Below are 12,645 nucleotides of genomic sequence, written 5' to 3'. Positions count from 1 at the left end.
CCTAGGACGCATTGGCGCCGATAGGTGTAGTCCCCCCGAAGCGACGCTCGCGTTGTGCAAAAGCATTCAGCGCACCTTCAAAGACAATTTCATCAAAATCAGGCCAGAGGACGTCGGTAAAGTAAAGTTCAGCGTAGGCAATCTGCCACAGCAAAAAGTTACTGATTCGATGTTCCCCACCGGTTCTGATCACCAGATCCACAGGTGCCAACTCGCTCATACAGACAGACGCGCCGAGGGCTTCTTCCGTGATTTGCTCCGCCCGCAGTGTACCAGCTTCAACCTGAGCCGCCAGTTTCTTTACGCCCTGGATAATATCCCACCGTCCGCCGTAATTGGCAGCGATGTTAAGCGTAAGACCATCGTTGTTTTGTGTAAGCGTTTCTGAACGACGGATCATATCCTGCAAGCGCGGGCTAAAACGGCTGAGATCGCCAATAATCCGCAGTCTAACATTATGTTTGTGCAGACTTTTCACTTCACTGTCTAACGCTCGAACAAAAAGCTGCATCAATGCAGAAACTTCCTGAACGGGGCGATTCCAGTTTTCACTGCTAAAGGCATAAAGCGTGAGTGCATCAAGGTGATGGCTTGCAGCAAAGCTCACGGCTCTACGTACGGATTTCACTCCCGCTTTATGACCAAAGACCCGCATTTTTCCCTGACGTTTCGCCCAGCGGCCATTTCCATCCATAATAATGGCAACATGGCGCGGTAGCAGACAAGTTGTATCAGTCATTTGTTGATTCTCGAACGACATAACCCGTACTCATTTCCTTTAGCTAGAATTTACGACGTCATCGGGTACTTTTGCATTCGCGTGCATGATGAAGCGTGCGCGTAAAAAAGCCGTGAACCCTATCAGGCACGGCCTAACCGGACTACCAACGTACTTAAAAATGAGAAGTAACGCCATTAAACGCAATTATGCGTTATCAGGAGGCGCAGACTATATCATTTCAACGTTGTTCGAACAAACGACCTCAATCATTGACGTATAATTTTACAGACTAAATGACTGTAATAACAACAGTGCTCTCTCTCTGGCGGTGCGGTCAATGTCTAGAACCGCCTCCACGCATTGAGGTTCACCAGGCAAGGTTTTTTCCATCACCTGACGATTGAGTTCGGCAATATCGGTAAAGCGAATTTTTCCGGCCAGAAACGCGGCGACGGAAATTTCGTTGGCGGCGTTAAGCGCGGTGGTTGCAGCTTGTCCGGTGCGGCTGGCTTCAATGGCCAGCTTCAGACACGGATAACGACTGTAGTCCGGCTCACTGAAGGTCAACGCCCCCATCTTACAAAAATCCAACGGCTCTACGCCCGCCGCAACGCGCTGAGGATAGGCCATGGCATGCGCAATGGGTGTGCGCATATCGGGCGACCCGAGCTGTGCCAATACGCTGCCGTCAACGTATCTCACCATCGAGTGAATCATCGACTGCGGATGAATAATGACTTCCATTTGCTCTGCCGACGCGTTAAACAACCAGCGAGCCTCAATATACTCCAGCCCTTTGTTCATCATCGTGGCGGAATCGACGGAAATTTTACGGCCCATTGACCAGTTAGGATGCGCACAAGCCTGGTCAGGCGTCACCGCCGAAAGTGCGTCAAACGGCAGTTCGCGGAAAGGACCGCCGGAGCCGGTGAGAATAATGCGCGAGACGCCATTCTTTTCAAGTGACGCATAGCCAAGCTGTTGCTGAACATTTTCCGGCAGGCTCTGAAAAATGGCGTTATGTTCGCTGTCGATAGGTAACAACTGGCTGTGGCTTTCACGCACCGCATCCATAAAGATGCGACCACAGGTCACCAGAGACTCTTTGTTGGCGAGCAGAATGCGTTTACCGGCTTTTACTGCGGCAAGCGTCGGCAACAGCCCGGCGGCACCCACAATGGCAGAAAGAACTTGCTCTACGTCGTCCAGCGCCGCCAACTCACAGGCAGCCTTCACGCCCGACATGACTTCAGTCTTGCTGCCCTGCTCTTTAAGAATGCGTCTCAGCTCCGAAGCAGACGTTTCATCAGCCATTGAGGCATATTGCGGAGAAAACTCCAGGCACTGTTCGGCCATAACCTTGATATTTGTGCCGGCGACCAGCGCACGAACGGCAAAGGCGTCGGGGTTAGCGCGCACTACGGACAGTGTACTGGTGCCAACAGAACCGGTTGAGCCAAGAATAGTCAGTTGCTTCATGAAGGTACTCAATATAGCGAAAGTCATTATCGGAGGTGACACAGTCTGTTACGCCTTGGGCCGCTTGTCTATCAGATTAAAGCACCAATTACTGTGGTTCACTTCGACGGGATGCTGCCCATTTTATTGATAAATACTTAATTTACAATTAAGTATGGGAGTTTTGTGGGATATGTTTTTTAAAAAAAATAAAGCGCCGCATTTGCGACGCTTTTGGAAACAGCCTGCAATAGATTAGAAATCCAGCAGTTCTGCTTCTTTATCACTCAGTGCCTTATCAACAGCCTTGATAAACACGTCGGTCATTTTCTGAATATCTTCCTGAGAGCGGCGATCTTCGTCTTCACTGATCTCTTTATCTTTCAGCAGAGCTTTAACTTTATCGTTCGCATCACGACGTACGTTACGTACGGAAACACGGCCCTGCTCTGCTTCGCCACGTACGATCTTGATGAAGTCTTTACGACGTTCTTCAGTCAACGGAGGCAATGGCACGCGGATAGTGCTGCCGGCAGACATTGGGTTCAGGCCCAGGTCTGATGTCATGATGGCCTTTTCTACCGCGGCGCTGATAGAACGGTCAAACACGGTTACCGCCAGAGTACGCGCATCTTCTACTACCACGTTTGCTAACTGGCGCAGCGGAGTTTTAGAACCGTAGTATTCAACCTGAATACCATCGAGAATGCTCGGTTGTGCACGGCCGGTGCGGATTTTGTTGATGTTGTTTTCGAATGCTTCAACGCATTTACCCATGCGAATTTCAGCATCTTTTCTGATGTCATTTATCACGTTGCGAACCTTTGGATACGGGTTACTTGGCAGACCATAATTTTAGTATAGTCCGTGAATATTCAAAATGGTCGTCTTAGGCAACGACAGGTTACTCGGCTTTAGAAATCAGCGTACCTTCGTTCTCGCCCATAACCACGCGGCGCAGTGCGCCAGGTTTGTTCATGTTGAAAACGCGAATCGGCAGATTGTGGTCGCGAGCCAGCGTAAAGGCGGCAAGGTCCATCACTTTCAACTCTTTGTCCAGCACGTCGGTATAAGTCAGGTGATCGAACATGGTTGCATCCGGGTGTTTAACCGGATCGGCAGAGAAGACGCCGTCCACTTTAGTCGCTTTGAGCACCACGTCAGCTTCGATCTCGATCCCGCGCAAACAGGCCGCAGAATCAGTGGTAAAGAATGGGTTGCCGGTACCGGCTGCAAAAATTACGACACGGTTGTTACGCAGCAGGCTAATCGCTTCGGCCCAGCTGTAGTTGTCGCAAACGCCGTTAAGCGGAATAGCAGACATCAGGCGAGCATTCACATAGGCACGGTGCAGTGCATCACGCATTGCCAGACCATTCATTACCGTGGCCAGCATTCCCATGTGGTCGCCCACGACGCGGTTCATTCCTGCCTGAGCAAGACCGGCACCGCGGAACAAGTTTCCGCCGCCAATCACGACACCCACCTGGATGCCCAACTCAACCAGCTCTTTAACTTCCTGTGCCATGCGATCCAAAACGCTCGCATCGATACCAAAACCTTCACTGCCCTGCAGGGCTTCGCCACTGAGTTTTAGCAGGATACGCTGATAAACGGGTTTCGCATTGGTAGCCATGGTGTCTGTCCTAAGAAGCAATGTGTCGTAATGGGATGGTCGTTTTTTTTGCATCACAAATCCTGTGATGTTATCAGACAATAAACGGCTGTCTGACATAACTGCTAGAGGGTTGAACCCTTGGATAGTTCAAGGCTGGATAAAACGGAACCGCCAATTTAGCGGTTCCGTTTTTTACATCAATCCAGCATTAAGACTGTTTGCTCATTGCAGCAACTTCTGCAGCAAAGTCAGTCTCAGCTTTCTGAATGCCTTCGCCCACTTCAAAGCGGATGAAATCAGTCACGTCAGCGTTGTGCTCTTTCAGAACCTGAGCAACAGTTTTGCTTGGTTCGATAACGAAAGGCTGACCTGTCAGAGAAACTTCACCGGTGAATTTCTTCATGCGGCCTTCAACCATTTTCTCTGCGATTTCTTTAGGCTTGCCAGACTGCATAGCGATGTCCAGCTGAACCTGATACTCTTTTTCTACCACTTCAGCAGATACGTCTTCAGGCTTAACGAATTCTGGCTTGCTTGCAGCAACGTGCATAGCAATTTGTTTAACCAGCTCATCGTCAGCGCCTTTAGCAGCAACCAGAACACCGATGCGAGCACCGTGCAGGTAGCTACCCAACACGTCGCCTTCCAAAGAAGCGATACGACGAATGTTGATGTTTTCACCGATTTTTGCAACTAAAGCTACGCGCTCTTCTTCGAACTGTGCTTTCAGTACTTCGATGTCAGTGATTTTGCCAGCAAAAGCAGCATCCAACACTTTCTCTGCAAATGCCTGGAAACCAGCATCTTTAGCCACGAAGTCAGTCTGGCAGTTAACTTCCAGAATCAGACCATAGTTGCCTTCGATTTTGGTTTTGATCACGCCGTCAGCAGCTACGTTGCCTGCTTTCTTAGCGGCTTTGATCGCGCCAGATTTACGCATATTTTCAATGGACAGCTCGATGTCGCCGTTAGCTTCAACCAGAGCTTTCTTACAATCCATCATGCCAGCGCCGGTACGCTCGCGCAGTTCTTTTACCAGGGCAGCGGTAATATCAGCCATTGTTTTTTCCTCGATTATCCCAGTGCAAAAAGGATTTTTGCGTTGAGATATTTCTCGCATTTAAGATAAGCAAAGGGGGCCAATTAAGGCCCCCTAACCAACATATTCAATACCTGGTTAATAAGGGCTGCATACCCATCATCTTTCAATCTGCATGTGCGTTGGCTGCCCTCGCTCACCCCAGTCATTTACTGATGTAAATTCCGGGGGATTCGTTCAGTTGCCGCCTTCTTGCACCTTGAAATCTATTGGGTATATCGGAGCCGTCCTTATTATTCAGCTTCTACGAAGCTTTCTTCTGCCTGAACAGCCAAGTCTTGTGAACGGCCTTCACGAACAGTGGCAGCAACGGCGCTCAGGTACAGATTCACTGCACGGATTGCGTCATCGTTACCAGGGATAACGAAGTCAACGCCATCCGGATCGGAGTTGGTATCAACAATAGCGAATACCGGGATACCCAGGTTGTTAGCTTCTTTGATTGCAATGTGTTCGTGGTCGGCATCGACAACAAACAGTGCATCAGGAAGACCACCCATATCCTTGATACCGCCCAGGCTATTTTCCAGCTTCGCAAGCTCGCGAGTACGCATCAGAGCTTCTTTTTTGGTCAGCTTTTCGAAAGTGCCGTCTTGTGATTGGATTTCCAGATCTTTCAGACGTTTGATGGACTGACGAACGGTTTTCCAGTTAGTCAGCATGCCGCCCAACCAGCGATGGTTCACGAAGAACTGGTCGCAGTTGTGTGCAGCGTCTTTTACCGCTTCGCTTGCTGCGCGTTTGGTACCAACGAACAGGATCTTACCTTTACGGGAAGAGATCTTGGTCAACTCAGCCAGGGCTTCGTTGAACATTGGTACAGTTTTCTCAAGGTTGATGATGTGAACCTTGTTACGAGCGCCGAAGATGAATGGCTTCATTTTCGGGTTCCAGTAACGGGTCTGGTGACCGAAGTGTACACCGGCCTTGAGCATGTCGCGCATGGAAACAGTTGCCATGATAAAACCTCTATAGTAAATGTTTGGGGTTATGCCTCCACGTATCCCGTGCAACCGACCCCGTAAAATGCCATCTAAGACAGCGTTTTCAGGGCACCCCGGCGCAGGTGTCGATACGTGTGTGTTATTACTTATTAAACGAATAAGTACACAAATGAGTGAGTAATTGGCTTATTCACTTTCTGCCATCTGCGCAAGACCGGAGCCTTTTTACAGAGACAATACAGTGATTGCCGGCGCGCTTTATACCATAAATATCGACCAGAAACCAACTAAACTTAAACAAAAGCGCGGCGGAAGAATGATAATTTGGCAGCTCATAACAGGGCTGATACCATGTGGCCTAGCTAATTATTGACGACCCGCAGGCATAAATAAAGGCTGTAGAAATAAAGGTCGTCAAAAACATGACACCAGCAGGATTCTTTCATGGCAATTTCAATCAAAACACCTCAAGACATCGAAAAAATGCGCGTAGCCGGACGCTTGGCCGCAGAAGTGCTGGAAATCATCGAACCCTATGTAAAACCAGGGGTCAGCACCGGTGAACTTGACCGTATCTGTCACGACCATATCACCATCAAACAGCAGGCGATTCCCGCCTGTCTGGATTATCACGGTTTCCCGAAATCAGTATGTATCTCTATCAACGAGGTAGTTTGCCACGGCATTCCTGACGACGAACGCATTCTGAAAGACGGCGATATCGTTAATATTGACGTGACGGTGATTAAAGACGGTTTCCACGGCGATACCTCCACCATGTTTTTGGTCGGCAAGCCAACCATCCTTGGCGAGCGCCTGTGTCGCGTCACCCAGGAAAGCCTGTATCTCGCGCTGAAATTGGTCAAACCGGGTATCCGCCTGCGTACGCTGGGCAAGGCGATTCAGCAGTTTGTTGAAGCCGAAAAATTCTCCGTCGTGCGTGAATACTGCGGACACGGCATCGGCGAAGGTTTCCACGAAGAGCCTCAAGTGGTGCACTATGATGCCGATGACGGCGGCGTAGTGTTGCAGGCAGGCATGGCCTTTACGATTGAGCCGATGGTCAACGCCGGTGATTTCCGCATTCGCACCATGAAAGACGGTTGGACGGTAAAAACCAAAGACCGCAGCCTATCAGCACAGTATGAACACACCTTGGTCGTTACTGAAAACGGATGTGAAATCATGACCCTGCGCAAAGACGAGACGTTACCATGCGTGTTAACGCACGGATCTGCGGCAGCGAATTAAGCCGTAAAAAGAAGTGCAGTAGAAGCCGGCAGATATCGCCGGTTTTTTTTCGAAGTGTTATGTCATTGTTATCAATTTTGTCATTTACATCTAAACAGGCTGCACACTTATGTCTGATTCGTTTTTGTCTAAAAATCTTGTTCACCTGGCACTGCCACTGCCGGTTGAGATAACGCGTACGTTTCCTGACAAGCCCGCGTCCCCGTCTTCTTATCCCGATGAAGCACTTAATCGCCAATCCCTCAAACAGCGGATGGAAGAGTTCCAGCTGTGGCTGGCGGAGGCGTTTAACTGCGGACAGCCCGTTGAAGAATTAGTCGCCGCCCGCTCGCTTTACATTGATCAGATGCTCCAGCGGCTATGGATTTTCTTCGGTTTCGATAAAATTCCTGAAACTGCCATGGTCGCCGTGGGTGGCTATGGCCGTGGCGAATTGCACCCGCTGTCGGATATCGACGTGCTGGTACTGAGTCAAAAACGACTCAACGATCAGCAGGCGCAGCGCATCGGTGAACTGATTACTCTGCTGTGGGACCTGAGACTGGAAGTGGGCCACAGTGTGCGTACGCTGGAAGAGTGCCTGCTCGAAGGATTGGCGGATTTGACCGTTGCCACCAATCTTATTGAATCTCGCCTGATTTGCGGCGACGTGGCGCTGTTCCTAAATATGCAAAAGCATATTTTTAGCGACGGATTCTGGCCTTCCCCCACCTTCTTCCGCGCCAAGATTGACGAACAAAACGAACGCCATCAGCGCTATCATGGCACCAGCTATAATCTTGAGCCTGATATAAAAAGCAGCCCCGGCGGCCTGCGTGACATTCACACGTTGCTGTGGGTGGCACGTCGCCACTTTGGCGCAACGTCGCTTGACGAGATGGTCAGTTTTGGTTTTCTGACCAAGGCCGAGCGCAATGAAATAAACGAGTGTCAAAGCTTCCTGTGGCGAATTCGCTTTGCCCTGCATCTGATCCTCACCCGCTACGACAACCGCCTGCTGTTTGACCGTCAACTCAACGTTGCCCAGCTTTTGCAGTATCAAGGTGAAGGAAATGAGCCGGTTGAGCGAATGATGAAAGACTTTTATCGTATGACGCGACGCGTTGGCGAGCTTAACCAGATGCTGTTGCAACTGTTTGATGAAGCGATTTTGGCGATTGGGCCTAATGAAAAACCACGTCCGCTGGACGACAATTTCCAGCTGCGCGGTGACCTGATTGACGTGCGTGACGAGACGCTGTTTGACCGCCAGCCGCAGGCCATTATCAGCATGTTTTATCTGATGGTGCGTCATCGTGAGATAAAAGGCATTTACTCTACCACTGTGCGTTTGCTGCGCCGTACGCGTCGGCATTTGAAAACGCCGCTCTGCACCATTCCAGAAGCGCGCGAAATTTTTATGGCGATACTGCGCCATCCGGGCGCTGTATCGCGGGCGCTGGTTCCCATGCACCGCCACAGCGTGCTTTGGGCCTACATGCCGCAGTGGGGACTGATTGTGGGTCAGATGCAGTTTGACCTGTTCCACGCCTATACCGTTGATGAACACACCGTTCGCGTGTTGCAAAAGCTTGAAAGCTTTGCCGATGAAGAGACCCGTCCGCGTCATCCACTGTGTGTGGATCTCTTCCCGCGTCTGCCACAGCCCGAGCTGCTGCTGATGGCGGCGCTGTTCCACGATATCGCTAAAGGCCGCGGTGGCGACCACTCCATACTGGGTGCGCACGACGCGCAGGAATTTGCCGAACTGCACGGGCTGAACTCCAACGAAAGCCAGCTGGTTTCGTGGCTGGTGCGCTGCCACTTGTTGATGTCGGTTACCGCCCAGCGCCGAGACATTCAGGATCCCACCGAGATCCAGCAGTTTGCCGCCGAAATGCAGACTGAAAATCGCCTGCGTTATTTGGTTTGCCTGACCGTCGCCGACATTTGCGCCACCAACGAAACCCTGTGGAATAGCTGGAAGCAGAGCCTGATACGTGAGCTCTATTTTGCGACCGAGAAACAGCTGCGTCGCGGTACGCAACATACGCCTGATTTGCGCGAAAGAGTACGCCATCACCGCCTACAGGCGTTGGCACTGCTGCGTATGGACAATATTGACGAAGAGGCACTGCACCGTATCTGGAGCCGCTGCCGCTCTGACTATTTCCTGCGCCACACCCCGAATCAGCTGGCCTGGCACGCCCGTCACTTGCTTGACCACGACTCAACCAAGCCGCTGGTGCTGGTAAGCCGACAGGCGACGCGCGGCGGAACCGAGATATTTATCTGGAGTCCGGACAAACCCTATCTGTTTGCCGCCGTTGCCGGTGAGCTTGACCGTCGCAATCTCAGCATCCATGACGCGCAGATTTTTACCAATCGCGACGGCATGGCGATGGACACCTTTATCGTGCTTGAGCCGGACGGTAATCCGCTGGCGCAAGACCGACACGAAACCACGCGCTTTGCCCTTGAACAGGCGATGCTGCAGGCCTACCAGCCGCCCCGAGCGCGCCGACCTTCACCCAAGCTGCGTAATTTCAGCGTACCAACAGAGGTCAGTTTCCTGCCAACCCACACCGATCGCAGAACATATATGGAACTGGTCGCGCTGGACCAACCCGGCCTGCTGGCGCGCGTCGGCGAAGTTTTTGCCGACCTCGGGCTGTCGCTTCATGGCGCGCGCATCTCTACTATCGGCGAGCGGGTCGAGGATTTATTTATCCTTGCCAACGGCGAACGTCGGGCATTAGATAAACAAACGCGTCGGGAAATTGAGCATAGATTGACTGAGGTGCTCAACCCCTTCGATAAAATATGATACAAGTAATGCTTGGCTATTTTACTTTCAACATCACTATCAGATAAAGAGAACAGTATGGAATTGCAAACCGTCATTGAACAGGCCTTCGAGCGCCGTGCAGATATCACTCCGGCCAACGTCGACAGCGAAACGCGCGACGCGGTTAACCAGGTTATCAACAAAATCGACAGCGGCGAGCTGCGCGTTGCCGAGAAGATTGACGGCGAATGGGTTACGCATCAGTGGCTGAAGAAGGCGGTACTGCTCTCTTTCAGAATCAACGATAACGAAGTTATGGACGGGGCAGAAAACCGCTTCTACGACAAAGTTCCAATGAAATTTGCCGATTACGACGAAGCTCGCTTCAAGCGTGAAGGTTTCCGCGTAGTGCCACCGGCGGCCGTGCGTAAAGGCTCTTTCATTGCACGTAACGTGGTTCTGATGCCTTCCTACGTCAACATCGGCGCTTACGTTGATGAAGGCACCATGGTTGATACCTGGGCCACCGTAGGTTCTTGCGCGCAGATCGGTAAAAACGTTCATCTGTCCGGCGGCGTAGGCATTGGTGGTGTTTTGGAGCCACTGCAGGCCAACCCAACCATTATCGGTGACAACTGCTTCATCGGCGCACGTTCTGAAATCGTTGAAGGTGTTATCGTTGAAGACGGCTGCGTGATTTCAATGGGTGTCTACATTGGCCAGAGCACCAAGATTTATGACCGCGAAACCGGCGAAGTTCATTACGGTCGCGTACCGGCGGGTTCTGTGGTTGTTTCCGGCAACTTGCCTTCTAAAGACGGTAAATACAGTCTGTATTGCGCCGTTATCGTGAAAAAGGTTGATGCCAAAACCTTAGGCAAAACCGGTCTTAATGAGTTATTACGCTCTATCGACTAAACTGAATAAGCGGGTTTGCCAACCCGCTTTTTTATTGTCGCGTTCATCATAATTATTTCGGTCACAGTAATTTCGCGTGTAAACACAAAAGGTGCCGCTATGTTTGACAACCTGAAAAGCTTGGGTATTAATAATCCTGATGACGTAGATCGCTACAGCCTCCGTCAAGAGGCGAACAACGACATTCTCAAGATCTACTTTCGCAAAGATAAAGGCGAGTTTTTTGCCAAAAGCGTGAAATTCAAATACCCACGCCAGCGCAAAACGATTGCAGCCGACAATGCCGGACAGGGCTATAAAGAGATCCACGAAATTAGCCCAAATCTGCGCTACGTTATCGATGAGCTGGACCAGATCTGCCAGCGTGAACAGGTTGAAGTCGATCTTAAGCGTAAAATCCTCGATGACCTGCGCCACCTTGAGTCTGTGGTAACCAACAAGATTGCCGAAATTGAATCCGATCTCGAAAAGCTGACCAACGGTCGCTAACAGATTGTCTGTCAGGTAAAAATAGAAAAAGGTCAGGCATTACATGCTCTGACCTTTTCTTTATCAGTCACTCTTATCAATACCGAGTTTTCAAAACTGAATGGTCAAACTGGGGTCATGAATTTACTGACCGAAATGTTGGGTCCACTTCTCGACCCAAGGAAGCGCCACCAACTCAGGCTCAGGCTGTTCAATCGCATCGATTTCCAGCATCTCGCCCAAACGATTAGCGCCCTGCTCCTGCAACAGGTCATCAAGCTTGTGACCGCCGCCGCAGAAGAAGTCATAGCTGCTGTCGCCCAGCGCGATAATGCCGTAACGCAGTTCTGGCTGATAGCCAACCTTGTCGCGGATTGCATCGTACAAAGGAGCAATGCTGTCAGGCAGGTCGCCCTGACCGGTCGTTGAGGTGACGATCAGCACAAAATGATGGCGATAGTATTGCCAGGCCTCAAGGGTTCCTTCTTCAAAAACTTTAACCTGATGCCCCTGCTTCTTAAGCAGCGTTTCTGCCTCTTCCGCCACCAGCAATGCGTTTCCGTATACCGTACCGACGAAAATACCAATCTCAGCCATGCTGCCTACTCCCTTACTAAAATCCAAAAAAGTTAACTATCCTGACCCGCCTGCACGGGAAACTCAACTCTTTCCAGCTCGCTCACGCACCCTTGCCACTCGAAACGCTCAACCACGTTCTGCCAGCGGCTGTCCCAGCGGGCAGTAATTGACAACGTCTCGCCGGTCACCGGATGAGGAAGCTGCATATGGCTGGCGTGCAGCATCAGCCCCGGGCAGTTAAAATGCTGCGCCATTCCGCGATTTTGTTTTAAATCACCGTGGGCGGTATCGCCGATAATCGGATGCCTCAGATGCGTCATGTGGCGACGCAGCTGGTGTTTGCGGCCGGTTTCAGGCTTAAGCTCAACCAGACTATAGCGGGCCGTTTCGTAGCGACCAATGGCCACCGGCATTTCCTGACGCGCCAGGACGCGATAATGACTCACCGCAGGCTGTGGAGCTTTGTCTGGATTTGAAAATTTATCGGCTATCTTGTCGAGCTCTTCCGTCAAGGCATAATCGACGGTGCCGTCTTCCATCACGAAGCCACGAACCACCGCGTGATAGACCTTAGTCATCTTATGATCTTCGAACTGCTGCGACAGCAAGCGCGCCACCTCGCTCGACAACGCCAACAGCAGCACGCCAGAGGTCGGTTTATCCAGACGGTGCACGGTAAATACGTGCTGCCCAATCTGGTCACGCAGCGTTTGCATCACAAAAACGGTTTCATGCCGGTCAAGCCAACTGCGATGGACCAACATACCGGCGGGTTTGTTCACCGCGACAAGATGCTCGTCCTGATACAAAATTTCCAGCATG

At 51.0% G+C, this 12,645-nt stretch carries 12 protein-coding genes; 4 read left to right on the top strand and 8 right to left on the bottom strand.

Features of this window, described 5'->3' with window-relative positions:
- Nucleotide 1: 1 nt before the first annotated feature.
- The 6 genes from ispU to rpsB form a co-directional block, all read right to left on the bottom strand.
- The gene (gene ispU, locus GA565_RS05670) at nt 2–760 is read right to left on the bottom strand and encodes a (2E,6E)-farnesyl-diphosphate-specific ditrans,polycis-undecaprenyl-diphosphate synthase (protein ID WP_055773079.1); all 759 of its coding nucleotides are present in this window, start codon (nt 758–760) and stop codon (nt 2–4) included.
- Nucleotides 761–1,003: 243 nt separating this feature from the next.
- Nucleotides 1,004–2,200, bottom strand: a complete 1,197-nt coding sequence (ispC, locus tag GA565_RS05665; protein ID WP_152197686.1) for a 1-deoxy-D-xylulose-5-phosphate reductoisomerase — start codon at nt 2,198–2,200, stop codon at nt 1,004–1,006.
- A gap of 234 nt (nt 2,201–2,434) precedes the next feature.
- On the bottom strand, nt 2,435–2,992 hold the full coding sequence (gene frr, locus GA565_RS05660; protein WP_055773073.1) for a ribosome recycling factor: 558 nt from the start codon (nt 2,990–2,992) through the stop codon (nt 2,435–2,437).
- 91 nt (nt 2,993–3,083) lie between these two features.
- Nucleotides 3,084–3,815 (bottom strand): UMP kinase, encoded by a 732-nt coding sequence (gene pyrH / locus GA565_RS05655; protein WP_055773072.1) that lies wholly within the window; start codon nt 3,813–3,815, stop codon nt 3,084–3,086.
- A 190-nt stretch (nt 3,816–4,005) separates the two neighbouring features.
- Entirely contained in the window at nt 4,006–4,857 is an 852-nt protein-coding gene (gene tsf, locus GA565_RS05650) for a translation elongation factor Ts (protein WP_152197685.1), read from the bottom strand.
- A 272-nt stretch (nt 4,858–5,129) separates the two neighbouring features.
- On the bottom strand, nt 5,130–5,855 hold the full coding sequence (gene rpsB / locus GA565_RS05645) for a 30S ribosomal protein S2 (RefSeq protein WP_009638348.1): 726 nt from the start codon (nt 5,853–5,855) through the stop codon (nt 5,130–5,132).
- 429 nt (nt 5,856–6,284) lie between these two features.
- On the opposite strand from rpsB, the gene map reads away from it, so the two are divergent.
- The 4 genes from map to GA565_RS05625 all read left to right on the top strand — a co-directional run bounded on the left by map (nt 6,285) and on the right by GA565_RS05625 (nt 11,265).
- Nucleotides 6,285–7,091 (top strand): type I methionyl aminopeptidase, encoded by an 807-nt coding sequence (gene map, locus GA565_RS05640; protein WP_152197684.1) that lies wholly within the window; start codon nt 6,285–6,287, stop codon nt 7,089–7,091.
- Nucleotides 7,092–7,200: 109 nt separating this feature from the next.
- Nucleotides 7,201–9,897: a bifunctional uridylyltransferase/uridylyl-removing protein GlnD gene (gene glnD, locus GA565_RS05635; RefSeq protein ID WP_152197683.1), complete on the top strand. Its 2,697-nt coding sequence runs from the start codon at nt 7,201–7,203 to the stop codon at nt 9,895–9,897.
- A 57-nt stretch (nt 9,898–9,954) separates the two neighbouring features.
- Complete coding sequence (gene dapD, locus GA565_RS05630; protein WP_152197682.1) at nt 9,955–10,776, top strand: 2,3,4,5-tetrahydropyridine-2,6-dicarboxylate N-succinyltransferase; 822 nt, start codon at nt 9,955–9,957, stop codon at nt 10,774–10,776.
- Between the two features lie 99 nt (nt 10,777–10,875).
- The gene (locus GA565_RS05625; RefSeq protein ID WP_055773057.1) at nt 10,876–11,265 is read left to right on the top strand and encodes a DUF3461 family protein; all 390 of its coding nucleotides are present in this window, start codon (nt 10,876–10,878) and stop codon (nt 11,263–11,265) included.
- A 123-nt stretch (nt 11,266–11,388) separates the two neighbouring features.
- On the opposite strand, the gene GA565_RS05620 is transcribed toward GA565_RS05625, so the two are convergent.
- On the bottom strand, nt 11,389–11,841 hold the full coding sequence (locus GA565_RS05620) for a flavodoxin (RefSeq protein ID WP_152197681.1): 453 nt from the start codon (nt 11,839–11,841) through the stop codon (nt 11,389–11,391).
- A gap of 32 nt (nt 11,842–11,873) precedes the next feature.
- Complete coding sequence (truC, locus tag GA565_RS05615) at nt 11,874–12,644, bottom strand: tRNA pseudouridine(65) synthase TruC (protein WP_152197680.1); 771 nt, start codon at nt 12,642–12,644, stop codon at nt 11,874–11,876.
- Nucleotide 12,645 lies beyond the last annotated feature (1 nt).

Source organism: Rouxiella sp. S1S-2, from assembly GCF_009208105.1.
Taxonomy (GTDB): Bacteria; Pseudomonadota; Gammaproteobacteria; order Enterobacterales; family Enterobacteriaceae; genus Rouxiella.
Note: the sequence above shows the minus strand (reverse complement) of the source record. Positions and strands in the feature narration are given on the sequence as shown.

Bases quoted from the DNA above. Each gene is read 5' to 3' on its own strand.
- map (WP_152197684.1), top strand. From the start codon at position 6,285: ATGGCAATTTCAATCAAAACACCTCAAGACATCGAAAAAATGCGCGTA.
- truC (WP_152197680.1), bottom strand. From the start codon at position 12,644: ATGCTGGAAATTTTGTATCAGGACGAGCATCTTGTCGCGGTGAACAAA.
- ispC (WP_152197686.1), bottom strand. From the start codon at position 2,200: ATGAAGCAACTGACTATTCTTGGCTCAACCGGTTCTGTTGGCACCAGT.
- ispU (WP_055773079.1), bottom strand. From the start codon at position 760: ATGTCGTTCGAGAATCAACAAATGACTGATACAACTTGTCTGCTACCG.
- rpsB (WP_009638348.1), bottom strand. From the start codon at position 5,855: ATGGCAACTGTTTCCATGCGCGACATGCTCAAGGCCGGTGTACACTTC.
- glnD (WP_152197683.1), top strand. From the start codon at position 7,201: ATGTCTGATTCGTTTTTGTCTAAAAATCTTGTTCACCTGGCACTGCCA.
- tsf (WP_152197685.1), bottom strand. From the start codon at position 4,857: ATGGCTGATATTACCGCTGCCCTGGTAAAAGAACTGCGCGAGCGTACC.
- GA565_RS05625 (WP_055773057.1), top strand. From the start codon at position 10,876: ATGTTTGACAACCTGAAAAGCTTGGGTATTAATAATCCTGATGACGTA.
- dapD (WP_152197682.1), top strand. From the start codon at position 9,955: ATGGAATTGCAAACCGTCATTGAACAGGCCTTCGAGCGCCGTGCAGAT.
- GA565_RS05620 (WP_152197681.1), bottom strand. From the start codon at position 11,841: ATGGCTGAGATTGGTATTTTCGTCGGTACGGTATACGGAAACGCATTG.
- pyrH (WP_055773072.1), bottom strand. From the start codon at position 3,815: ATGGCTACCAATGCGAAACCCGTTTATCAGCGTATCCTGCTAAAACTC.